Raw genomic sequence first — 22,431 nt, forward strand, 5'->3', positions numbered from 1 at the left:
AGCGGACAGGATTTGTCCGCCCTCTGAAGTTTTTTAAAGCCTGAAAATCTTAAATGTAAGTGCTAAACGTCAGTATTCTCAGGTGAATAAAGATGCTTCTGGCGCATGTAGGCAATAAAAATACAGGATGGTAGCGTCACCCGGTATGCCGGACCGGCTAAATCAATCAGTAGCCAGAGAGAACTGAGCACCCAGCCCACGGGACCGGCAAAAGCGCCCATAGTCCGCGTCAACATGGCATTTCCTGCAACGGTCAGCCCTCTGCCTAACAGGGCTTTCGCCACACCATTCGTCACCACAAGCGCCATCTGATAGGCTGCAAAACCGGATGTTTTGATCCCCGCCTGTATTGCCATGGTCAGCAGCTCCGGTGTGGGATTGCTGTAGCCTGTCTGCAATTCTTCCGCCACGGTCTTTAGCTGATTGGGCGTCATCTTCTCAAGGCTTTTCTCCAGGATCTTCATCAGCAGATTCATTTCAATGTTTTCAACACTGGATTTGCTGTTGTAGTTCACCTTCATTTTATCGCAGGCATCGGTAAGAATTTCACGGTACAGCACCCCTTTACCCCAGCGGAGCAGCGTGGCGAAGCTGTTTGCACCAAACGTCTGAACCTCGGCGGCAATGGCATCCCAGTAGCGCGGGTGGTTGGGTTTGTGTTTTTTATACTGAGGATCGTAAGTCAGCGTTTCCGTGATGCGTGCCAGTCCGTCTTTCGGATCGCAGATAAGCACAGAAACCAGTAAATCCAGATCGTCACGATGACAGTGGCGCAGAAACTCAAGGTCGGGGTCGTGTCGGTAGGTAGCCATATTTCACCTCATTGCAGATATTGGACCTGACAGTTTAAGGAAGCCCCCGGACAGGGTTTGTCCGCCTGAAAAATAAAAAAGTAAAAAAAACCTGCCCGAAAGCAGGTTTCTGTTCACCGGATGGAGGTATAACGCGTCGGGATTACTTTCCGCGCCATTCCTTTTCCACTTTATCCGCAAAGGCATCGCACTGCCGGGCATATTCCGGGTTATAGAGCAGCTCCGACTGCGAAAGCTGCATGGCGGTCATGCTGCCGTTACGGGCATTTGATTCGAGCCAGGTTCTGCCATAGGTTTTGTTCATCACCTGAAGTACCCTGTTGAATACCGGTCCGTTGATGCGGGCATTGAGATTGACGCCTTTTACTTGAAGGCCGCTGTCACTGGTCTGGGTCAGGCGGGTGGAGTACATCGCACAGAAGGTCGAGTTGGTTATCATCTGAGCGTCAGCCTGCTCGTCGGCAAATGCGCTGTGGCTGAAGGCTGAAAGCAGAAGTGTGGCGGTTAACAGTTTAGAAATTTTCATCATGTTCCCTTATGGATTGAAAAGCGGAGACAGCCTGCCATACGGGGTGGTCAGGATATGTCCGGCAGAGAAAAAAGTCAGGGTTTCAGAGAGGGAGCCAGTCGCCAGAGGTGAGGGCCAGCGGATTCCAGCACAAAGGCCAGATGGGTGAGGTCCCGTCTTGCTGTACGGGGAGACACGTCAAACTGCCGGATGATGTAGCGAACAGATATTGTCTGACCGTAAAACAGGGCCATGGTCAGTCGGATAAGCCGTTCTCCCTGTCCGGTGACACGTTGCCTGCAACGGCTGGCTTTCATCGTTGCCATACGCGCCATCGGTCCCCTTTCTGAAAAGAATCGAGGTGTCTGGCAAGCCAGATATCAGGGCACGAATCGCCGGTAACGCAGCGGGCAGTAAACCGGTGGCAGTTAAAGTCGAGCAGGCTATAAGGATAGCGCTGACCCACTGCCGCCTTTGCCCGTTCAGCGGCCCGCGCACAACCCTGAGGCGTCAAATCCATACAGTCGGTATACACCGAGATAGCGGAGTTCCAGCCATCGAGCCGGTCAAGAAACCCTTTAGCCTTACTTTTGATAACGGTTCCATCGCCATCAAGATGAACAATATCGCCGTTACCCACATAGATACCGCTGTGTGCGGCAAGGCCAAAAAGCAGTTCGCACTGCACGATACCACCGTAAGCTGGTTCATCGACGCAGGAGAGAATGCAGTTATCGATAAATGAATCCACGAAGTTCAGCAGCAGAAGCCGGTACATAACATTCAGTTCCTTACTACGGGGGAGAGGGGGGATGCGTGGGAAACGTAGTGAACACTCAGCTTTCCCACAACGTACGGACCGTGAAAACCCCCATATCGTGGTAAGCCATAAAGTTACTTTCCCATAGCGACCAGAACTCACGGGCGTCGATATGAGAGATATCGCCACAGCGGGAAAGCCACGTGTATTGATGCGTCCAGCTCACATCGACATCTTTTTCAAGTTCAGGCCACGGATACCCTGCATAGTGAAAGTCGGTGACGTAATCGAGCTGCCAGTCTTCTCCGGCAGAGGTGAGGCGTATTTCGACCGGATGCCAGCCGCCCGTTTCCGGTGAGTATTCAGGGTCACGAAAGTTAATGGTTAATCCGGTGATGGGGTGACGATGAGGCGGTTTTTGCGCGACGATATCCAGAAGCATTTGGGTGAATGACCGGGAGACAGGCAGCACATAGCCGCCCTGCAATATTGCGGGTGATGACATAGTGAATATCCTGATTTTGGATTAACGGAACACAGAAAAAGTGAGGATTAGTCCTGACTGAGCGCAGCAAGCTGCGTCATACGATGTTGCCAGTCGGCATAACAACGGTGCATAAAGAGTCTGCTGCTGTCCGCTTCGATAAGGCAGATATCCGGACTTCTGAGTACGGCGGCAAGAAATCCGGCGTTGTTGGTGCTGCCCTGACCAAACAGCGGGCGGAATACACGGGACGGAAAGCTGTCCTGCTGCTGCTCCAGAATGTCGTGAATCGCATCAAGCCTTATCCATTCTCGGGAGAAGAGGCCCCCTTCGCCATTGGCGGTTAAGCGCAGGGCAAGGCTTCCGGTTTCATCCTCCTGGCCCAGCTCATACGTCAGCAGGCCCTTACTGTGGGGGCTGATTTTCTCGGCCTCACCACTGTAGAACACGGTATAGCTTTCGGTGACAGTGGCTTCGGTATCGACTTTTTTCTTACTCATGGTTCAGCGCCTCAATCAGGTTCCGGAGTTGAGTGATAATGGTCGTTTCCGGGAATACCAGATAGATACCCTGTCCGTTATCGCAGACGATACCGAGAAGCAGATACCAGCCATCATCAAGTGCGGTGACGTATTCAGGGTTAGCCAGTGCGACTGCCAGCAGCGGGTCTTCGGGGAGCGAGTCATCGTGGTTGAGATGCCAGAGCAGGGTTCCCGTTTCGTTCCAGAAGGCGGTAAACAGGTCGATATCATCGACGGGTCCAAGGATGTCATTGCTGAGGGACGCCAGTGCGGAGGCGGGCAGGTTGAGAAGGGGAAGACTGGTGGGGGTCGTGAGTTTAAACATGATTATCTCCATAAATAATTGATTCATATTGATAATATGTTTTCAAATGACTTTTAGTTACATTTTATTTACGTTGCTTGCTTGTTCTGGATTATGTCCTTAAATTTAGTGGATGACTGGCATTAAATCCCGTTTTTTTTTAGATTTTAAGCGTTTTGTAAAGAAATTAGCATGTACTGTTTTAACTGAAAATGAGAGAAGGCTTGTGCACAATTGCTATTGATTTTCTTACTTATTTTCTCAATCACAAAACGCCTTAAATAGTTCAAAAAATAAACAACACCCCGTAATCGATATTATTTATGGGTAGAAACGACGTTCAGGCCTGAAAGTGGGGGAGTGGCACTTTCAGGAGATTAAGGGGGCAAACAGGCCTCTTTAACGCGTGTTTTTCTCACCAAAATGTCAGAGTCGGTGATTTGCACTTCAGTATTTCTGCCAATACTATTCGCTCCATGTGCTGGCCAGCATCTAACTCAATACCCTTAATCTGTATTAATTGAGCGAGATGTATGCATTATGAAACCCGATAGTTCTTTAAACAAAATAACGCAGACAATGAAACGGAATGATGTTGATTCTGTGGATGGTCGCTTTTGTGAGTCAGCGCAAAACATGAAAATCAGCGTTGACGTTGAAGATTACTGTGTTGAATCGATGGCTCGACATCGCAGCCCAAAGAATCAAAGAGAGGCATTCACTAAAGCTTTTTTTGATGAGTGTAAAAACCGTGCAATACAAACTGGCCGGACTATCGAAGCCAGCGATACAAAATGTACCGGGCTTAAGGCTATATTCCATTCATCCGGACGCATTAAGTTTATTGTACGCAAAAGTATTCGCGGAAAGAATGTTTACGTTGCCGTAGGGCGTTACCCTGAATTTTCCATTAATAACGCAAGGGAACATGCCTTTAAAATAATTCAGGAGCTTAAGGCTTCCGTTGAGACTTATGGTGAGCGTTTTCTTACGCACAGCAAAATAACGTTTAATGAACTTGTGGAACAGTATGTGAAATGCGTACTTAGCACGGGCGTTAAGCGTTCAGCTAACACCGACCTTTCTAAGATCCGTAAATACCTGCGCCCTCTTCTCGGTGACAAAAAGCTGGCAGATATGACCGAGGCAGATATTCTGAGCTATCTGCATAATCTCGATCTCAAGCCAGCCACACGCAACCGCCATCTGGCGCTCATTAAAGCGGTCTTTACCTGGGCTATACGCATGGGATACACCAGCCGCTCTCCGGCGCTTTATATCAAAGCGCTGCCTGAAGTGACGTCAGATCGCCGCGCCATGGATGACTCCCAGCTTCAGCGCTGGATGGAAGTCTGTGAGTGCTGGCGTAATGGTAAACCCGATCATGAAGCCCTTGCTCTGCTCATGTTCCTTGCCCTGACGGGGCTGCGTCTGGGGGAAACCCGTCACCTTCGTCTTGAAGATGTGGACTGGAGCCGCAAGGTTATCACCCTTCGCCATACCAAAAACGGCAAACTCCGCCGTGTACCGGTATGTGATAAGGCTTTCGTTCTTCTGACAGAACAGCGTCAGCATCTGGGTGATGAAGGCTGGGTATTTCCGGGCAAGGGAACCGAAAATCCGGTTTCTGAGCCACGTCGCCTGCAAAAACGACTTTGTGAGGCTGCGGGTATTCCACCGTTCACCATCCATGAGATGCGTCATACCTTTGCGACAAAGCTCATTGAGAGCGGGGCCGACATTCACACCGTCAAAGACTTACTGGGTCACAGCACGATCAAAGTAACGTCACTTTATTTGCACTCATCACCGGCGCGTTACCACGAAGCCGTTAACCGGGCGATGAATGTTTTTCCGGCCTAAACAGAATTCCTCCTCAGGCAAGTGAGTTCTGCGCTTTACTGCCTGTGGTTCACATTCAAAAAGGACCCTGTAAATGAATAATAAATCAACACCATCACCCTTGACTACAACGGCCCCCGCTCGTTTTGCCTGCACGAAATTAAATGCATTTCTGGCTCGTCGTGCTCTTCATCTGAAGGTGGTCAGAAAAAACCTGAACAAGGCTGCTGCAATCGACATCGATCTCGATGACATTTCTAAGTGCGGATGCCGTGATGGTCTGCCTGAAGGCTTTGTCAATACTGCAAAAGGGCTTTTCTATTATGAAGGAAAAAAATGGTACCAGTTAAGCTCGACCCTCATTCTCCCTGTCTACAGGCATTATTCGGATTGTAAAATGCGCAATATGGGCGTCGAGTTGATGACTATCAACCATGCTGGAGAGTTCGCCTGTGCGGATATCTCATTAAGTGATGCGATGGTAAAACCTGATCACGTCATGGCCTCTCTGGCGGGCAAAGGTTTTGGTATCTCCCTGACGATAAAGTCTAAAGAGCTGCTGGTGCAATTCTTACAGGTGTGTATGAAGAAATCGCTGGAATTGCCTACTTATCTTGTCGCAGATTCGATGGGTTTTGTGCCCGGCAACAAAGCATTTCTTCACGGCAGTATGCCTATCGCGCAGCACCTTTTAGGATTTGACTATTTGATTCCAGCTTCCCGTGTTCCACGAGGGCTTGTCGAGTCGGGAACGCTGGATGACTGGAAAACTATGGTAGCTGAGCTGGTTCATGGCTGGCCTCAGGTCTTTGCATTATCCACCGCTTTTGCTTCGATGCTGCTGTCGTTGTGCAAAATGGATGTCGCATTGTTTCATTTTTACGGGGGGTCAACGACCGGAAAAACAATTCTTCTCCAGCTTCCCATGTCAGTTCACGGGCATGGTGGAGAACCCGGCAGTGCGCCAGATGTGAACATTTTACGCTGGAATACTACAGCGAATGCGCTTGAGAAAAACCTGAGTCGGTATTCAGGGATATTAGCCTGTATTGATGAGTTGGGTGCTTACAAACAGAAGGACTTTGCTTCCTTGCTGTACAATATTACTGCTTCGAAGGGTAAGGATAGAATGAATCAGCATCTGGAGATAGATGAGGCCTTTACCTGGAAAATGTTTATTCTTTCGTCAGGGGAAATGTCTATTCCTGAGAAGCTTGCCACGCAGAAAGAGCAAATTCAGGGAGGGCAGGAGCATCGTGCCATCAGTCTTAACATCCGCCCCGAAGATGCACGTAAAGACGGTGAGACCTCTGAAGGCGTACGTAATCGTGCTGAGAGACTGAAACATGGGTTGTGTGAGACTTACGGCACTGCGGGTAAGGAATTTATTGCCTGCCTTCTAACATTGAAGGGTGAAAATGATGAGGCCTTATCTTATCAGGAGATGTGTAAATTCATCCAGAGTGCATCAAAAGATTGCTATGGCATTCTGATCGGTGAATTGCAGGAAGAAGGCTATTCTCTCAGTGATATTCAGAAGCGTGCATTAGAACGTTTTGCCCTGTGCTTGTGCGCCGGGGGCCTGGCAACTGAATGGAATATTCTTCCCTTTGGTGAGGATGTTATTGCAGATGCGATAATGAGTGCCGCTCGCCGCTGGCTTGATGATAAGCCTAACCAGTATAACCCCGTGTTACTGGCTCTTATTGATATTCAGCGTGACCTTGTAAAGCGAGAAGGTGCGCATTTTATCGGTCTTAAAGAACCGGACAACCGTAAACCCGGAAATCACTGGGGCTATATTCACCATGCTACTGAGGATTTTTTAATCTTCGCACCTGTATTTGAAGAGTGGTGTCAGAAACATTCACTAAGCGCCAGTGAAGTCGCTAAGGAGCTGGTACGACGAAAACTGCTGCGGGTAGAAAGTAAAGGGCATTACAAAAAGCGTCCTCTTACTGGTATGGATAGGTGTTACTACCACATTAAGCGAGGGTTTATCAGTGCTGATTTGAATTGTGCTTGAGCATTATCTGAATGTAGTTAACTAACTTATCTTTAAACTTATTATTCTGAATGAATTAACAGAAGGGGAACCCCATGAATGAATTCTTCGAATTAAATGAAACTCACACTTTTCCTGGTGCTATTACAGGCTGTGAAACTATTCGCCCACCACTTACGCCTTATGGTCTTATCATGGCGCAGGCTAAATGCAATTTCTATGGTATCTGTAGGGAAGTGACCGACAGTGAGTATCCTGAATTAAAAGCAATGATTAACCGAAATGAAAATATTCGTTTCTTTGCCAGTTATATTTTCAAGGGTAACGTTCATTATGATTATCTTGGCGAATTTCCAACACTATCAATCGATCAGGCTCGCAATAAAGCCCGATATCTTGCCAGAAGTAATGAGGATGAGACCGCTTATGAATACATCCCATTCTGATTGATGAGTTTACCTTTAAAAAAAGCAGGGGCATTTGCCTCTGCTTTTCATTTATCGCAAAGAAGATAGCTGAGCTGTTATCCTTTCCGCCAGAAGTTGGCTGGTGTTCTGTAAGCGCTGAGGATGAAGGTGCGCATAACGCTGTGATGACTGACTACTGCGATGACCTAACTGCGCCTGAACGTCATACAGCGTTCCACCATGGGAAACGATGAGCGCCGCAACCGAATGGCGGCAGGTATGAATACACACTTCTTTGTCGAAAATTCCCGCCCGACGCACGATACGCTGAAAGGCTTTGACCGGATTGTTCAGCGGCATTCCTTGTTTTTTACCGATAAACAACCACGGATTTCCACGCTGCGTTGGCAGCGTTCTGATTACGTCCATCGCCAGTGAGTTAAGGTGAACAATCCGTCCATAACCATTCTTGGTTTCCGGGAGCCACAGGGTGCGTTTAACCGGGTCAACATGCTCCCACTTAGCCAGACGCAGCTCATCACGACGAAGGCCGGTCAGTAACAGCAGTTTGACATAGCGGGCAGCTACGGGGCTGGTATCGTTATCGGCGGAGAGAAAAATACGACGAATTTCGTCCTCGGTGAAATAGCGCTGCCGGGCGTTGTTCTCCCTGAGAAGCTGTACCACTCTTGCCGGATGGACAGAGGTAATGCTTTGCCTTCCTGCCCAGGTAAATACCGCTTTAACCAGTACAATGACACGATTACAGGTTGCTGCTGACAGTGAAATGCTTAACGTCTGCTGGAGGCGAAGAATGCTGGCTAGTGTGATATCGCTAAGCAGCATCTGACCAATGGCGGGACGGATATGATCCCGGTAGCGCTGGAAATCCTTTCCCCAGCTACGTTTCGCGGATTTTGCCCAAACCAGATAATGCTGGTTAAAGAGTTCATCAAATGTCATCTCTTGTCTCTTTTTTTCACGTTCCTGCTTAGGGTCAGTTCCGGTGGCTAGTGAGCGTTTATGCTCCATGGCAATCTTACGGGCTAAGGTGACATCCACCTCAGGCCAGTGACCAATAGCGATGGCGCGTTTTCGTCCATGATAGAGGTAACGGAGCAAGAATTTTTTACGACCTTCACCTTTGCTGACCAGACACTTCAGGCCAGAAATCTCGGTATCGCTGTATTCGGCATCGGTGCTGCGTGCATCTGATGTGTTAGGGGGCAGTGATTTAATGAGCTGATTAGTAAAACGGAAGCGTTTGGGAGTGGACATATAACCTCCTGTGACTGGTGTAAAGAACGTCAGGGTTGACCCATCCCCGACACGGCGTTGTTAATGGCTAAGTTGATTTTCTGGCATGGCGAAGGGAATGCTGGTGCCACATGGTATGAATTAAGACGGGAAATGCAGAAAGAGCAGGCTTTACGGTCTGATTCTGGTCTTAAGGGAAAAGATTGCCGTTGGGGAAGAGTTCACAGAAATAATATGTGTTTCAGTCTAGAACAATTACATGCCATGAGGATCAAGAGAGTTGCCCGTATATGGCAGGTATCAAAGTTGGTTATGGATGTTGCCAAAACATAGTGGGGATGGATGTTGAAGTGCTAACTTTATGTTTTTAATGGAAAAGTGTAAATTTCGTGATGCGTTGCACTCATGTAGATAACACCATTGAAAGTATCAAATTGTTTGAAAAAAAATCATCTTTGATCAACCTTAAGATTGTTTCTAGATGGTAAAATCTTCATATGGGAAAGAGCTCACTGGTAAGGAAGACAAATCCTGATGGGGATCATCGTACGAATTCTTAAAGCTAACCATGGCGATTGCATTTTGGTGAGCCATGAAAGCGGTTCAGGCACTCTCAACTTGCTCATTGATGGGGGACCTGCGACGACATTCAGGTATGGCATTAGGCAGCGCTATTCTGGAGCATTGAGTAACGCTCTCGATGATCTGAAAGGAAAGGGGCAAAACATTGATCTGGCTATCCTGACCCACATTGATGATGATCACATAAATGGTTTTATCAAGGCATTCGAAAGTCCAAACTATCTGCGTCAGCTGGTTAAATCGATCTGGTTCAATTCTTCGAGGTTAATCACACATCATTTTAATGTGCCTGAAATTTGTGAAAATAATATTTTCTTGCAGGAAGTTTCCCCTGAAACTAGCGTTAAACAGGGGCAAGAACTTGAGGCATTACTTGATGAAATCGGATGTGTGCGAGCACCGCTCATTATGGCAGGGCAAATCTACAAAGTAGGCCCGATTACTTTAACAGCACTTTCACCTGAACGAAGACAACTCGAACAGCTTTTGCATAAGTGGCCAACGGAAGTAAGTTCAGCTGACACTTCTTCATATGAGAATGATTATCACCGTTCATTGGACGAAATTTGGGCAGATGATAGATTTGAATCTGACTCATCTATTTATAATGGAAGCTCAATTGCATTTTTACTGGAAACAGATGACAAAAAAATGCTTTTTTTAGGAGACGCCAATGACCAAGTTGTTACAAAAAATTTAAGAGCATTGGGCTATAGCGAAACAAACAAGTTGAAGCTGGATCTGGTTAAAGTTTCGCATCATGGTAGTCAATACAACACAAGCAACGAATTTCTTTCAATACTAGATTCTCCATGCTTTGTTATTTCAACCAATGGTTCGAAGCATGGTCTTCCCAATAAAAGGACTATTGCAAGGATCTTAAAGGAAACAGATGGTGATATTTATTTTAATTACAGCAATGTAATTACTCCGCTGCTTTTAGCGCATGAAGCTGAGAGCTATTCTTCTCGTCTAAAAGTGCTAGGTGATGAGATTAAATTCTAACATGACAGTTTACGAAATAATGCAGTCCCACTGCGTCATGGTTAATGGTGGCAGTGGTGTGCTAGTTAATGCAATGACACTGGATTACACATATGTACTGACTGCATACCATGTTATTCGTGACACTCTCGATAATATCGAAGTTACCGATCACAGTGGCAATAAACTTACAGTATTAGCTGTGCTCCTATATCCAGACATTAAATATTTGAACGAATCCCATAATGATTTCGCAATTTTAAAAATTGAATATCAACCAGAAGTTGCACAAAGTTGTTTTACTGCTTCGACGTTGCCTCCTCGTGCTGAGCTTACATTAGTAGGATTTCCAAACACTGAAAGAAGGAGTTCGGATCCTATAAAATATTATGATGGACATATGACTAGCGTGGTCGATGAGCTTGTCATTTTCACTGTTGATGGTGTACCAGGCTTAGCCACGATAAAGGGGATGTCAGGTGGAGGTGTATATCACATAGTTGGTAGAAATACATTTCTTGTTGGTGTTGAGTTTAGGATGGATGGCACTGAAGAGGAACAACAGTTTGGCCGAGTGCAATGCCATAGCTTAGCAAAGTTTGATGAAATAATAAGAGCATACGATAGCGCACCGATGATTCCTGCCCATTTGGAATGCTTTTCTCGAATACAAGACAAAATATTTAAATTTAATGTTATTGATCAAAACAATGTTCGTAATCTTAAAGACGCGTTAGAAGCCCTTTCCAGATCACTTATAGCTAGTGGGATGTCTCCGCCTTACAAAATCATGGGGCAATATGGATTACAGCTTTTGATGGATCCCAAAACTCCTAATGAGCTCAGTAATAAAGAGTTATGGATTTCTTATTTTGAATTTTTAGTTATTTGCTCTGTGATAGATAATGTTGGAATTGTGGATGATGCATATATAAAAAGCTTGGAGCGAAAGCGGCGGCTATTATATACCAGTAATGGTGCGAACTGGATTAGCCATTTGGAAGAACTACTCAAAACGGCACGAAAACTTTTAGATAAGGATGGCACTTTAATCGTTGCATCACCTGATGCTGCTGCAAGTGTCTTGCCTCCGAACTTTCGACTTAAAAACGTAATAAATAATATAGCGGTAGTGCCAAACCAGGGGCCGTTTGCTATCGATGAAGTTGAAAGTTCTATTTATACAAGCTTCAAATTAACTCATCTGGAGGGACTCCGCAAAAGCTGCGTAATAGACCGTGAGGATGAATATCTAGTAGTTCCAGCAGGTGTACCACAATTGCAGTTATTTAAGGAGAAGCTTAATGAAATTATTAAGTAAGGAAGTCGATCTGAGTATTTTAAGTGTGAAATATGATAAAATCAGATTTCACATGTATTGCTCAGATGATCCACTTTCATTTATTTCCTGTATAGTATGTGTATGTGAGACTTCAGCCGATATTTTGGAGAATTGGCGTACTATTCAAAATGTGGTTTCTGTTCACTATCAACCATCGGGTGACTTAGCATCTTGGAATATGTATATTGTTTTTTTTACAACTGATGTTTTTCCTGTATGGGAAAAATATGAAATAGAAAACAATAAGTTTGCTGCTCGCAAGATAATTATTGATAAATTCTCAGGTGCCCCCACCTCTGCTCAGTTAGTTACTGAGTTGCAAAAATATTTGTTGGGAACAGACTTAAGACTTGATCCGCGAGTCAATGAGTCAAAAGAGGCTTTATTGTCTTTAGATAAATACGTTCGTGGTGCTCCATTAGATTCAAAGAATGAGTCCAGAGAAATCCGCGCCTCCATGGTCAATGAAATAATTAAATTTTTGAACAAAAATGAAAATTAAAAAAGTTGAGATTGAAGCATTTCGTGCCTACAAATCTAGGTCAGATGGCACGTTTGATTTCACGAATGATGGAGATGTTGCTGCAAATTTTGTTGCGATCTATGCTCCGAATGGTTTTGGTAAAAGCTCCTTCTACGATGCTGTTGAATGGGCAATTACCAATCACATGGCAAGACTTGGCGGAGAATATAATAAAGCTAATTATGAGAACGCTGCCAAAATCACCAAGGACGATAATGTTGGGCAAGAAATTTTACGTAATAAATATGTAGATAAAAATATACGCACAAAGGTAGTGGTATCAACCACTCGACCACTCCCTTTTGAGCGTAAACTACCCAAAGTCAGATCTAATGGGCGTGATTTGCGATTCGGAGATAATAGTCAAAGAGAAAATGATTTTTTCCGACAAGTGATTCTAAGTCAAGATGAAATTGATAGATTTCTCCGAGAAGCCAAACCGCAAGAGCGCTATACGAAATTTATGGAAAGTTTCGGTGGAGATATTGAAATTGCCCGTAAAGAGCTGTCAGTACTTATAAATGATAATAAGATTGAGTTGAATAATCTCAATAAAAAGAGAGAATCTATTCTTGAACAATTAAAACAACCAATAGATTCTTCAATTTTCCAAAAATTCAATTCTATTGCTGTTGAATTGAATAAGTTGGGTGAAAATATTCAATTACCTGACGAGAGTTTTTCATCTCAAGATGAATATGCTCTTAATGTTAGTCTTATATCGCGACGCCATGAACTCGACTCATCACGTTTAACGAACAATCGAACGGTAGAAGCACTGGAAGACAGGCTTCTAAAAATATCTGAAACTGAATTACATGTCCGCAGTTTAGCAGAACAGAATTTACATCTTGCTAAATTAGTGAAAGGAGTGGCCGACGCTGATAGGTACCAATCACTTTTGGATTCATACGAAAAATGTGCAGAAGATCAGAAAACCACACACATGCATATGACTCGTATTATAGAAGTGATTGATTGTATTGATGATTTTCTAAAAATTGAGTCTCATCTTCTTGAGTTGTCTACTAGCCAAAAGATAATTTCTGAAGAACGCACCAAGATCTGTGCGCAGCTTGCAGGTTTTGAAACAACAATTAATCAATTGAATAAGGAGCTTAAGGCTGTAGATGATAGGGTCGCTATACTTAGGAAGACCGTTGATAACGCCGGGCAAGTATATTTGGAGCTCGCAAATAACCGGGCTCGGGTAAGTAACCTAACACAGCAAATATCAAAAAAAGAAGTTTCTATTAAGATAGATAAATCTAGGCTTGGGGAGTTGAATCGTGAGTTGACTAGACTTTCTGAACTCAATATTAATGCCACCTCATTATCAAACGGAAATCTAGGGACCTTACTTTTAGAACCTACGAAAGTTGAGCAGCTGACGAGATGTTACGCCGAGTTTGATGTGATTGAATCACAAATTCAAGCTGTGCATGTTACTCAAAAAGCATTATCTGAACAGATGGAATTGCATGAACGACTGATTGCCATTGGAATTGACTATCTTAGTGTACGACCATCCAGTATCTGTCCTTTATGTACAGCTCCTCACCCATCTGCGGACGGTTTACTGGATAAAATTAAAGGGCGGAACCTTTTATCAGAATTAAGTGAGGAGAATTCTAAACAGCTTTTATTTTTCTCTACACGTCAGAAAGAAATTCTTCAATCAATTCAGGATATTACTCAGTGCGCAATTGATTCAAAGGCTCAGTTGATTATTAACTTAAACAAGGAATTGAGTGAGACTGACGAGAGACTTACTCTTGCAGGTAGAGATATATATTCAATAGAAGCAGAGTTAAAGACTCTTGAGAAACGGACCACAGAGTTAGAAAGTTTAGTTTGGGCACTTTCACATGATGAACTGGTATCCCGAATTGAAAAAGAAATTGGTGAGCTTTCAATCAAAAGTTCAAAGCTCCTAGAAGGAAAAGCATTAATTACCCCTCAGGTTGAAATGCTTAATGAATCACTTAAAGAAAAAGACTCTGCGCAGCAAAAAATAGCTTCGGAGCTGGAAGGTATCTTTAGCGGAAATATCTACATTACAGTTTATAAATACTTAAATGAAAATGCGATTTCGTCTTCATCCCTCAAAAGTCATACTGAAAAAAGGAAACTAGAGATTGAGGCTGAAATAATTAAGTGTAAAACCACTATTGAGTTTTTGACTGAACAATGTGCTGTTTTACAGCAAAAAATGTTAAGTGATGGCATGTGGGTGGATTTTGTTCAGTTGAAGCTGCAAAAAGAATCTTTAGAAATAAGTGTTGCCCGCTCTCAATCAGTAATTAACACGTTTTATGAGAGTTTATCTAACCTTATAATTATCCGTCCTGAGTACAGTCTTGAAAAAGTCAAAGAGCTCATAGCTGCGAAAGTTCAGGATTGCCATCTTCGTACGAAAGAATTTGATAGGCTCTCAAATAATATTAATTTACTCATAGAACTTATGAGTTCGTTTAAGCCATATATTAAACATACAGCTCTTCAGAAAGATTTAATGGCTGAAGAGATGTTAATAAAACAGCGTGAACGGGTCGACACTACTTTAACCGCAGAAAGAGATGCAATAGTGGATAGCCTGAAACTTCTTATCAATAATTTCTTCTATGAAGATCTTATTAATTCTATTTATAAGAAGATAGATCCGCATCCTGCCTTTAAAAAAGTAGAGTTTAAGGCTGACTTTGATTCTGATAAGCCAGGCCTAAATATTGTGGTTAGTGATGAGGTTGGAGAGCAAATCTCGCCAATACTTTATTTCAGTGCGGCTCAAACGAATATTCTAAGCTTAAGTGTCTTTTTAGCTAGTGCACTTCATGCGAAAGACGATGAGGGTAATCCCATCAATGTTGTTATGATTGATGACCCAATTCAGTCAATGGATTCGATTAATATACTCTCTACGATAGATCTTTTAAGAAGTATATGTGTTCAATTTGATAAACAAATTATTATTTCAACGCATGATGAAAATTTCTTTGCCTTACTCCAGCGCAAAATCCCTGCCCAAATTTTTGGATCTAAATTCTTGCAATTGGAAAAGTTTGGTGTAGTCGTCCCGGTGCAACCCTTTGTGAACTAAAGTGCTTGCACTGCCTCTAAACAATCTGCATGCACATCTCGTTGACTAAATTTGAAACGAGATGTGCATTGCTCGTTATAAAAAAAAGGCATGTTCTAATTATCCAATCCCCATCAGTATAAGTGGGTGGATAGATATATTTGGCCCCTTTAACAGATATGTTAATTTCCACTTTTCGCTTACAGTGGACCTGCAGCTCAGTAACTTACTCACTTTGTGCTAGGAACGGGCATTGCTAATAGTCAGAGTGTATGACCTGCTCATCGTTGATTAAGGACAGCGCTGTACTGGTTCGTTGAACCCACAGCTCACAACGGACACTCAGGTTATTATTCCAATACGTTTAGCTCAAGTAGTATTACTACGGATAAATCATTTTATGATGGCGTGGAGAACGGGGGGATTCTGAAAATGGTAAGAAGTGAAAGGGCAAGAAGAGCTTGTTGCAGGTGGACGGACTGGTGAAGATTCCCATCTGGAGGGTGTATGCTGCCAAGTTTCCCCGCTTGCTATTGGGGATTTCCCCACCTTATTCCCCGCGACAAAATCATGTTAAGACCAGCGGATTAAGGAGAAATGATGATTCCCCCGTTTTCCCCGTATTTTCTACTTCATTATGAATGATCTGAGAGAAAGGAACCGTAGAGGACCGTAGAAAGACCGTAGCAGTGAGGTTAGGAAAAGGTACATCAGAGGATGTTGAGGTGTCTAAAAGTAACGAACATCTGCGAAAATGGCGAGAAATCCAGCAAACAAATAACCTGTTGCAACGACCAGAAATCTACCGTAGCCAGAAAAGAAAAAAGCCCCGCTTTGCAGCGAGGCCTTATGAATAGTGGTGCCCGGACTCGGAATCGAACCAAGGACACGGGGATTTTCAATCCCCTGCTCTACCGACTGAGCTATCCGGGCAACGAGGCGCATTAAAACCGATTCGCTTCGTTTCGTCAACGAAATTTCTTCAAATCAACGCAGACTGCACAATCTATCACCACATTGTTGCTATTGCACGCATTCTCAGGCAAAAAATGCCGTCCACGCGGCGGAAAGCGGCATTGCCAGCAGAAGGGCAGGAAGCATATTCACAACCGCAAACATTTTGATTCCACAAATACGTAAACCGGTTGCCAACAACAGTAGCCCACCTACGGCGCTGAAATCGGCCATCATGGCTGGCGTCGTTAGGGGCAAAATCATTGCCGCGCAGGTGGCAAGCGTTAACTGGATTGCCAGCATTGGTACACAAATTGCCGATACCGCGATACCTAATGAACAGGCGAAGATGATGGCCGTGAAGAAATCAAGAAACGATTTGGCGATTAAAATATTCGGGTCGCCGGTCATCCCTTCATGTATAGCCCCGAAGATCCCGGTACCACTGGCGCAAAATAGCACGATGATGGCCACATAGCTCTGGATGAAGGATTCGTGCGTGGTGTTGGCATCCGACCGGGTGAAAAGCTGCTGCGCTTTGGCAACCGCGGTATTGATCCCTTTTTCCAGATAACAGAACTCGCCAATTAATGCACCGACCAACGTAGCCAGGACCATCACCGGTAGGTTAGCGCACTTGATAACCAGCAAAATACCAATCCCCAAAGAGCACAGTCCGAATATGGAGGTCATGGAGGCACGAATGCGTTCCGGTAAATGCTGGCTGAGTAGTGCGCCGAGAACACCACCAAATAAAATGGCGCCAGCATTAATAAAGGGTCCAATTACCACGTTTGCTCCTGCATACCCATTATCGTCTTGATGCTAAAGGCAATTCTCTGGGTAAAATATGTTTTCAGATTGCATTATTATGCCGCGATTGGCAGACGAAATGCTTGTTTATCTGTGAGGTTCAGGCACCGGATTTTATCTTGCGCCTGAAAGTGAAAGGTGCCATGATTGCGCGAATTTTCTCCTGTCTGAATGGGGCTGCCTGGGATGATATTACTCCCCCTACATCGCCTTCAACATCGCCTTTTTGCGCGACGTTTGCCCCTTCCTGCGACTTATCTTTACGCTCCCACCATGCGGTGAGGGCAGCGCACGCTCACTGCAGGATAACAGTAAAATCAGAGGCTATCTGCTTTTACTGATGTCTGGCGGTCGGGGCTGGTAACCAGTTTGACCTGTCATTTCGTGGGCAAAGCAATATGGCTTTGTCCGGGACTTTTGATTTTCCCGAAACGGGTTATTGCGCTTATGAAATCAATGAAAATTGCCGCCAGTGGAGAACTGGTTTCTCGTCTGTCCAGCCATCGTCAGGTGGTGTCGCTGGACAGTACTGATTTTACTGACGTTGCGGCAGTCGTCATTACCGTTGCGGATAGCCGCAGCGGGATCCTTGCTTTGCTGAAACGCACCGGTTTTCATATACCCGTGTTTCTGTTCGCAGAGTCGGATGTTGATCTGCCGATGGGTGTGAATGCGGTCATTCGCGGTCAGGCGCAGGACTGGCTGGAGCTGGAGTCTGCTGCCTGTCAGTATGAAGAAGATTTGCTGCCGCCGTTCTATGACACGTTGACTCAGTATGTCGAGATGGGGAACAGCACATTTGCCTGCCCAGGACATCAACACGGTGAGTTCTTTAAAAAGCATCCCGCGGGGCGCCATTTCTACGAGTTCTTTGGCGAGAATCTGTTTCGCGCGGATATGTGCAACGCCGACGTTAAGCTTGGCGATCTGCTGATTCATGAAGGCTCGGCGAAACATGCGCAGAAATTTGCCGCGAAAGTTTTCCACGCGGATAAAACCTACTTTGTGCTGAACGGGACCTCTGCGGCCAATAAAGTAGTAACCAATGCGCTGCTGACGCGCGGCGATCTGGTGCTGTTTGACCGTAATAACCATAAGTCGAACCACCACGGTGCGCTGATCCAGGCGGGTGCGACGCCGGTGTATCTGGAAGCGGCGCGTAATCCGTTTGGCTTTATTGGCGGTATTGACGAGCACTGCTTTGATGAGGAGTATCTGCGCCAGCAACTTCGCGAGGTTGCGCCGCAAAAGGCCGATCAACCGCGCCCGTTCCGTCTGGCGATCATTCAGCTCGGCACCTATGACGGTACGATCTACAATGCCCGGCAGGTGATCGACAAGATCGGTCATCTGTGTGATTACATCCTGTTTGACTCCGCATGGGTCGGCTACGAACAATTTATTCCGATGATGGCCGATGGGTCACCGCTGCTGTTGGATCTCGATGCTAACGATCCGGGGATCTTTGTCACCCAGTCGGTACACAAACAGCAGGCCGGATTCTCGCAAACTTCGCAGATCCACAAAAAGGATAACCATATTCGCGGTCAGGCGCGGTTCTGCCCGCATAAGCGTCTGAATAATGCATTTATGCTGCATGCTTCTACCAGTCCGTTTTACCCGCTGTTTGCGGCGCTGGACATTAACGCCAAAATCCATGAAGGCGAGAGCGGCCGTCGGCTATGGGCGGAGTGTGTGACGCTGGGCATTGAGGCCCGTAAAGCGATACTTACCCGCTGTAAGATGATTCAGCCGTTTATTCCCCCGGTAGTTGATGGCAAACCGTGGGAAAGCTATCCGACACAGGTGATTGCCAGCGAGCGTCGCTTCTTTAGCTTCGAACCAGGTGCTAAATGGCATGGTTTTTCCGGCTACGCGCGAGACCAGTATTTCGTTGACCCTTGCAAACTGCTGTTAACCACTCCGGGCATTGACGCACAAACCGGGCAATATACCGAGTTTGGTATTCCGGCGACGATTCTGGCGCATTACCTGCGTGAAAACGGCATCGTGCCGGAGAAATGCGACCTTAACTCGATTCTGTTCCTGCTGACCCCGGCAGAAAGCGCAGAGAAACTGGCGCAACTGGTGGCGATGCTGGCGCAGTTTGAGCAGCATATTGAAGACGATACGCCGCTGGCAGATGTGCTGCCCACTATCTTCAACAAGTATCCGGTACGCTATCGGGATTACACGCTGCGTGAACTGTGCCAGGAGATGCACTCACTGTACGTCAGCTTTGATGTGAAAGATCTGCAAAAAGCGATGTTCCGTCAGGAAAGTTTACCTGCCGTGGCGATGAACCCACAGGATGCGAACAGCGCTTTTATCCGTGGTGATGTTGAACTGGTGCGGATTAGTGAAGCAGCTGGCCGCATTGCGGCGGAAGGTGCGCTGCCTTATCCTCCGGGCGTGCTGTGCGTGGTACCGGGCGAAGTATGGGGTGGGGCGGTACAGCAATATTTCCTGGCGCTGGAAGAGGGCGTAAACCTGCTGCCAGGCTTCTCGCCGGAGCTGCAAGGAGTTTACAGTGAAACGGATGCAGACGGTATTAAGCGTCTGTATGGATATGTGGTGAAGTAAGTGCAAAAAAAGCGGGTTACCTTTTGGTAACCCGCTTTTCTCTGCGTAAACGTTAGTGCGCGATAGTCTGGGTGCCTGCTGGAACGCGTACGTGTTTGTATTTAAACAGCGCAACGAAGGCAAAAGCCAGAACCAGCGAGTAACCTGCGAAGATCAACCACACGGTCTGCCAGTCGGTAATACCGTTCAGCGTATAGTGTTCAACGACTTTACCGCTCACCAGTCCGCCCAGAATACAACCGAAACCGTTGGTCATCATCAGGAACATACCCTGTGCGCTGGCGCGGATTTCAGGGCGTACTTCTTTCTCCACGAACACAGAACCAGAGATGTTGAAGAAGTCGAAGGCGCAGCCGTAAACAATCATCGACAGAACCAGCAGCACTGTACCGAACGGCGTTGGATCGCCGTAGGCAAACAGGCCGAAGCGCAGCATCCACGCCACAATACTGATAAGCATCACGTTCTTAATACCGTAACGGCTTAAGAAGAACGGGATGGTCAGGATAAACAACGTCTCGGAAATCTGTGAAATCGACATCATCACCGATGCGTGTTCCACGATAAAGCTACCGGAGAACAGTGGATTGTTATCGAAGCTGTGCAGGAAGGTGTTACCAAACATATTGGTAATCTGCAGCTCTGCGCCCAGCATCATTGAGAAGATGAAGAAAATCGCCATACGCTTGTTTTTAAACAGCGCGAAAGCATCCAGACCGAGCATTGATGTCCAGCTCTGGTTTTTCTGCTGATTGGCAACCGGAATATGCGGCAGCGTCAGGGTGAACAGTACCAGTACCAGGGACAATGTCGCACCGATGTACAGCTGCATATGGCTCAGTTCAAAGCCGGAGAAGCTCACGGCCCACATCGCCAGAATAAAGCCGATGGTGCCCCAGATACGAATTGGCGGGAAGTCGGTAACGATATCCATCCCGGCAGATTGCAGGCGATAGTAGGAGATGGTGTTGATTAGCCCCAGTGTTGGCATATAGGCCAGGGAGTTAAGCAAGATCACAAAGAACATGGCCCCTGGCGTGGTGACTTCGGCTGCGGCAAACAGCGTTCCTGCACCGACCAGGTGGCAAAGGGCGTAAACCCACTTCGCACTGATCCATTTATCGGCCACGATCCCTAACAGCGTTGGCATAAGCACGGCGGCGATCCCCAGCGAGCTATACACCGCGCCAATGGATGCACCATCGAATTTAAGGGTGACAAACATATAGGAGCCGAGGGTAGTGAGCCAACTACCCCATAAGCAGAACTGCAGAAACGAGAGAACTTTCAGCTGCAGCTTAAGATTCATGTTAATTTCCTCACACCGTAATGCGGATGAATGTTTTAAAAGGCACATTTGCCGTGGCTATATGATGTGATTCTATCAATGAGATGCACTCTTTTTTTGTTACCTGTGACAAATATTTGCAAACAATTTCTGCTTGCAAAGCAAAAGAGTGATGGAGTTAACATTTTTTGTGCTTCAGGCCCCCGTTTTAGGGGGCTGAAGAGGAATACATTAGCGGCGTCGATAGGATTTTTGTGCGGAATTGACCTTGTAAAGGTATCGGCGTGATTCAGCAGAGGGATGTCGGGTGGTCAGCGTTTGATAAACGTCACCAGGAGACATGCTGTTAATGATATTCGCGGCCTGAATTTTATCGTTCGAAAACACGCGTAGCACGCTGCCCGCACCGCCGTTATACGCGGTGATTACCGCATAGCGGCGTGAGGTCGGATTATCGATACCACCTAAATAGACATTGTTGAGCATTGCCAGATAGGCCGTGCCGGTATCAATGTTGCTGGCCGGATCAAACAAGAAGCTACGGCTTGGTGTGCCTGAGCGACCTTGCGAGCGGAACACATCTTTCCCGGCGCTGTGCTGTACCACCTGCATCAGTCCCAGCGCATCGGCATGGCTCACCGCATACGGGTTAAACGAGGATTCGGTTTGCATGATAGCCAGAATCAGCGACTCGTCGACGCCATACTTACGTGAAGCCTGACGCACCATACCGACGTATTTATGCGCGCGCTTATCAAGGTGGTTCGGCACCAGATTGATCGTCACGCTATAGATGATACGCAGGCCATTGCTGCGGCTTTTAAGTCGTGTTTGCAGCAGGTAGTTGGCAAAGTTGGTGGCACGCCCCTCCCAACGAATGGGCTGGCCGGTATTATCAACCACCTGTCCGTACAGGAATGGCTCTTTGGAAATCTTAATGTCGTCGACATCGGAATAGAGGTCGATAGAACCCGGATCATCGCCCATCAGCAATGTCTTGATAATCGCCCGACGCAGGTGTCCGGTGGGATCTGTCCCGGCAATGGTCTCGACGGTTATCGTACCGTCATCAAAGTTGATGTGGCTGCGGGTTTGATACTGATCGGTATACTTGACGTAGTCCTTCGGACCCGCAATCAGCACTTCCTTAAATCCCCACAAATTCTCAATATTATGGGCAAATTGCCCCATCAGAATATCAAAACCGTTGGTATCCTTGACCCAGGCTTCGTTATAGGAATCGCCTTTTTTGGTCGAACTGGAACAGGAGATGAGCAACGGCGCAATAACGGCAAGCGCGAGAAATTTTTTCATCATTCCGGGAGTGCGTGTTGTGTTTGTTGTTTGCAAGGACCAGATTAAAACGTAGGCCGGATAAGCGCA

The 22,431-nt window shown here is 46.1% G+C and carries 20 protein-coding genes and 1 tRNA gene; 9 read left to right on the forward strand and 12 right to left on the reverse strand.

From position 1 onward, the window contains the following. Positions 1-62: 62 nt before the first annotated feature. The 7 genes from OGY13_RS08205 to OGY13_RS08235 all read right to left on the reverse strand — a co-directional run bounded on the left by OGY13_RS08205 (position 63) and on the right by OGY13_RS08235 (position 3,410). On the reverse strand, positions 63-812 hold the full coding sequence (locus tag OGY13_RS08205; protein WP_286637586.1) for a YaaW family protein: 750 nt from the start codon (positions 810-812) through the stop codon (positions 63-65). 142 nt (positions 813-954) lie between these two features. After that, positions 955-1,338 carry a hypothetical protein gene (locus tag OGY13_RS08210; protein ID WP_048227221.1) on the reverse strand — a complete coding sequence of 128 codons (384 nt, stop codon included), beginning with the start codon at positions 1,336-1,338 and terminating at the stop codon, positions 955-957. A 77-nt stretch (positions 1,339-1,415) separates the two neighbouring features. Next, complete coding sequence (locus OGY13_RS08215) at positions 1,416-1,646, reverse strand: DeoR family transcriptional regulator (RefSeq protein ID WP_159426859.1); 231 nt, start codon at positions 1,644-1,646, stop codon at positions 1,416-1,418. Continuing rightward, the gene (locus tag OGY13_RS08220) at positions 1,634-2,098 is read right to left on the reverse strand and encodes a lecithin retinol acyltransferase family protein (protein ID WP_023337779.1); all 465 of its coding nucleotides are present in this window, start codon (positions 2,096-2,098) and stop codon (positions 1,634-1,636) included. Before OGY13_RS08220 ends, OGY13_RS08215 begins: the two co-directional genes overlap by 13 nt. A 58-nt stretch (positions 2,099-2,156) precedes the next feature. Then, positions 2,157-2,585 carry a DUF2787 family protein gene (locus tag OGY13_RS08225; protein ID WP_023337778.1) on the reverse strand — a complete coding sequence of 143 codons (429 nt, stop codon included), beginning with the start codon at positions 2,583-2,585 and terminating at the stop codon, positions 2,157-2,159. A gap of 47 nt (positions 2,586-2,632) precedes the next feature. Then, positions 2,633-3,064 carry a hypothetical protein gene (locus tag OGY13_RS08230; protein WP_286637588.1) on the reverse strand — a complete coding sequence of 144 codons (432 nt, stop codon included), beginning with the start codon at positions 3,062-3,064 and terminating at the stop codon, positions 2,633-2,635. Continuing rightward, complete coding sequence (locus OGY13_RS08235) at positions 3,057-3,410, reverse strand: hypothetical protein (protein WP_286637589.1); 354 nt, start codon at positions 3,408-3,410, stop codon at positions 3,057-3,059. The genes OGY13_RS08230 and OGY13_RS08235 overlap by 8 nt, the downstream gene beginning before the upstream one ends. Positions 3,411-4,067: 657 nt before the next feature. Between OGY13_RS08235 and OGY13_RS08240 the strand changes: the two genes are divergently transcribed. The 3 genes from OGY13_RS08240 to OGY13_RS08250 all read left to right on the forward strand — a co-directional run bounded on the left by OGY13_RS08240 (position 4,068) and on the right by OGY13_RS08250 (position 7,682). Then, entirely contained in the window at positions 4,068-5,252 is a 1,185-nt protein-coding gene (locus OGY13_RS08240) for a site-specific integrase (protein WP_502873535.1), read from the forward strand. A 73-nt stretch (positions 5,253-5,325) separates the two neighbouring features. Beyond that, positions 5,326-7,257: a DUF927 domain-containing protein gene (locus tag OGY13_RS08245; protein ID WP_286637591.1), complete on the forward strand. Its 1,932-nt coding sequence runs from the start codon at positions 5,326-5,328 to the stop codon at positions 7,255-7,257. A gap of 74 nt (positions 7,258-7,331) precedes the next feature. Then, on the forward strand, positions 7,332-7,682 hold the full coding sequence (locus OGY13_RS08250; protein WP_286637592.1) for a hypothetical protein: 351 nt from the start codon (positions 7,332-7,334) through the stop codon (positions 7,680-7,682). Positions 7,683-7,733: 51 nt separating this feature from the next. Here the strand turns inward: OGY13_RS08250 and OGY13_RS08255 are convergent, their stop codons facing one another. Beyond that, positions 7,734-8,921 (reverse strand): tyrosine-type recombinase/integrase, encoded by a 1,188-nt coding sequence (locus OGY13_RS08255; protein WP_286637593.1) that lies wholly within the window; start codon positions 8,919-8,921, stop codon positions 7,734-7,736. Between the two features lie 63 nt (positions 8,922-8,984). Here OGY13_RS08255 and OGY13_RS08260 point away from each other — a divergent pair, with 63 nt between their 5' ends. The 5 genes from OGY13_RS08260 (at position 8,985) to OGY13_RS08280 (ending at position 15,431) form a co-directional block, all read left to right on the forward strand. After that, positions 8,985-9,233 carry a hypothetical protein gene (locus OGY13_RS08260; RefSeq protein WP_001096211.1) on the forward strand — a complete coding sequence of 83 codons (249 nt, stop codon included), beginning with the start codon at positions 8,985-8,987 and terminating at the stop codon, positions 9,231-9,233. Positions 9,234-9,434: 201 nt separating this feature from the next. After that, positions 9,435-10,487, forward strand: a complete 1,053-nt coding sequence (locus OGY13_RS08265; protein ID WP_000511435.1) for a ComEC/Rec2 family competence protein — start codon at positions 9,435-9,437, stop codon at positions 10,485-10,487. Position 10,488: 1 nt separating this feature from the next. Next, the gene (locus tag OGY13_RS08270; protein WP_286637595.1) at positions 10,489-11,787 is read left to right on the forward strand and encodes an ABC-three component system protein; all 1,299 of its coding nucleotides are present in this window, start codon (positions 10,489-10,491) and stop codon (positions 11,785-11,787) included. After that, positions 11,771-12,310 (forward strand): ABC-three component system middle component 1, encoded by a 540-nt coding sequence (locus OGY13_RS08275; RefSeq protein WP_000771913.1) that lies wholly within the window; start codon positions 11,771-11,773, stop codon positions 12,308-12,310. The genes OGY13_RS08270 and OGY13_RS08275 overlap by 17 nt, the downstream gene beginning before the upstream one ends. After that, a complete protein-coding gene (locus tag OGY13_RS08280) occupies positions 12,300-15,431 on the forward strand; it encodes an AAA family ATPase (RefSeq protein WP_114675908.1) in 3,132 nt (1,043 codons plus the stop codon). Before OGY13_RS08275 ends, OGY13_RS08280 begins: the two co-directional genes overlap by 11 nt. Positions 15,432-16,267: 836 nt before the next feature. Here OGY13_RS08280 and OGY13_RS08285 read toward each other — a convergent pair. Both OGY13_RS08285 and OGY13_RS08290 read right to left on the reverse strand, forming a co-directional pair. Next, positions 16,268-16,343: transfer RNA gene (locus OGY13_RS08285), tRNA-Phe, on the reverse strand. 105 nt (positions 16,344-16,448) lie between these two features. Next, on the reverse strand, positions 16,449-17,156 hold the full coding sequence (locus OGY13_RS08290; RefSeq protein ID WP_048215570.1) for a DUF554 domain-containing protein: 708 nt from the start codon (positions 17,154-17,156) through the stop codon (positions 16,449-16,451). A 468-nt stretch (positions 17,157-17,624) separates the two neighbouring features. On the opposite strand from OGY13_RS08290, the gene OGY13_RS08295 reads away from it, so the two are divergent. Continuing rightward, positions 17,625-19,760 carry an ornithine decarboxylase gene (locus tag OGY13_RS08295; protein ID WP_213752649.1) on the forward strand — a complete coding sequence of 712 codons (2,136 nt, stop codon included), beginning with the start codon at positions 17,625-17,627 and terminating at the stop codon, positions 19,758-19,760. Positions 19,761-19,812: 52 nt separating this feature from the next. On the opposite strand, the gene OGY13_RS08300 is transcribed toward OGY13_RS08295, so the two are convergent. Next, the gene (locus OGY13_RS08300) at positions 19,813-21,069 is read right to left on the reverse strand and encodes a nucleoside permease (protein ID WP_071445575.1); all 1,257 of its coding nucleotides are present in this window, start codon (positions 21,067-21,069) and stop codon (positions 19,813-19,815) included. Positions 21,070-21,279: 210 nt separating this feature from the next. Then, positions 21,280-22,365, reverse strand: a complete 1,086-nt coding sequence (mltC, locus tag OGY13_RS08305) for a membrane-bound lytic murein transglycosylase MltC (RefSeq protein ID WP_128611709.1) — start codon at positions 22,363-22,365, stop codon at positions 21,280-21,282. Positions 22,366-22,431 lie beyond the last annotated feature (66 nt).

The sequence above is a fragment of the Citrobacter sp. Cpo045 genome (assembly GCF_030332875.1).
Taxonomy (GTDB): Bacteria; Pseudomonadota; Gammaproteobacteria; order Enterobacterales; family Enterobacteriaceae; genus Citrobacter; species Citrobacter portucalensis.

Coding starts and splice junctions, on each gene's coding strand:
- OGY13_RS08205 (WP_286637586.1), bottom strand. CDS start 812: ATGGCTACCTACCGACACGACCCCGACCTTGAGTTTCTGCGCCACTGT.
- OGY13_RS08210 (WP_048227221.1), bottom strand. CDS start 1,338: ATGAAAATTTCTAAACTGTTAACCGCCACACTTCTGCTTTCAGCCTTC.
- OGY13_RS08215 (WP_159426859.1), bottom strand. CDS start 1,646: ATGGCAACGATGAAAGCCAGCCGTTGCAGGCAACGTGTCACCGGACAG.
- OGY13_RS08220 (WP_023337779.1), bottom strand. CDS start 2,098: ATGTACCGGCTTCTGCTGCTGAACTTCGTGGATTCATTTATCGATAAC.
- OGY13_RS08225 (WP_023337778.1), bottom strand. CDS start 2,585: ATGTCATCACCCGCAATATTGCAGGGCGGCTATGTGCTGCCTGTCTCC.
- OGY13_RS08230 (WP_286637588.1), bottom strand. CDS start 3,064: ATGAGTAAGAAAAAAGTCGATACCGAAGCCACTGTCACCGAAAGCTAT.
- OGY13_RS08235 (WP_286637589.1), bottom strand. CDS start 3,410: ATGTTTAAACTCACGACCCCCACCAGTCTTCCCCTTCTCAACCTGCCC.
- OGY13_RS08240 (WP_502873535.1), top strand. CDS start 4,068: ATGGCTCGACATCGCAGCCCAAAGAATCAAAGAGAGGCATTCACTAAA.
- OGY13_RS08245 (WP_286637591.1), top strand. CDS start 5,326: ATGAATAATAAATCAACACCATCACCCTTGACTACAACGGCCCCCGCT.
- OGY13_RS08250 (WP_286637592.1), top strand. CDS start 7,332: ATGAATGAATTCTTCGAATTAAATGAAACTCACACTTTTCCTGGTGCT.
- OGY13_RS08255 (WP_286637593.1), bottom strand. CDS start 8,921: ATGTCCACTCCCAAACGCTTCCGTTTTACTAATCAGCTCATTAAATCA.
- OGY13_RS08260 (WP_001096211.1), top strand. CDS start 8,985: ATGGCTAAGTTGATTTTCTGGCATGGCGAAGGGAATGCTGGTGCCACA.
- OGY13_RS08265 (WP_000511435.1), top strand. CDS start 9,435: ATGGGGATCATCGTACGAATTCTTAAAGCTAACCATGGCGATTGCATT.
- OGY13_RS08270 (WP_286637595.1), top strand. CDS start 10,489: ATGACAGTTTACGAAATAATGCAGTCCCACTGCGTCATGGTTAATGGT.
- OGY13_RS08275 (WP_000771913.1), top strand. CDS start 11,771: ATGAAATTATTAAGTAAGGAAGTCGATCTGAGTATTTTAAGTGTGAAA.
- OGY13_RS08280 (WP_114675908.1), top strand. CDS start 12,300: ATGAAAATTAAAAAAGTTGAGATTGAAGCATTTCGTGCCTACAAATCT.
- OGY13_RS08295 (WP_213752649.1), top strand. CDS start 17,625: ATGAAATCAATGAAAATTGCCGCCAGTGGAGAACTGGTTTCTCGTCTG.
- OGY13_RS08300 (WP_071445575.1), bottom strand. CDS start 21,069: ATGAATCTTAAGCTGCAGCTGAAAGTTCTCTCGTTTCTGCAGTTCTGC.
- mltC (WP_128611709.1), bottom strand. CDS start 22,365: ATGATGAAAAAATTTCTCGCGCTTGCCGTTATTGCGCCGTTGCTCATC.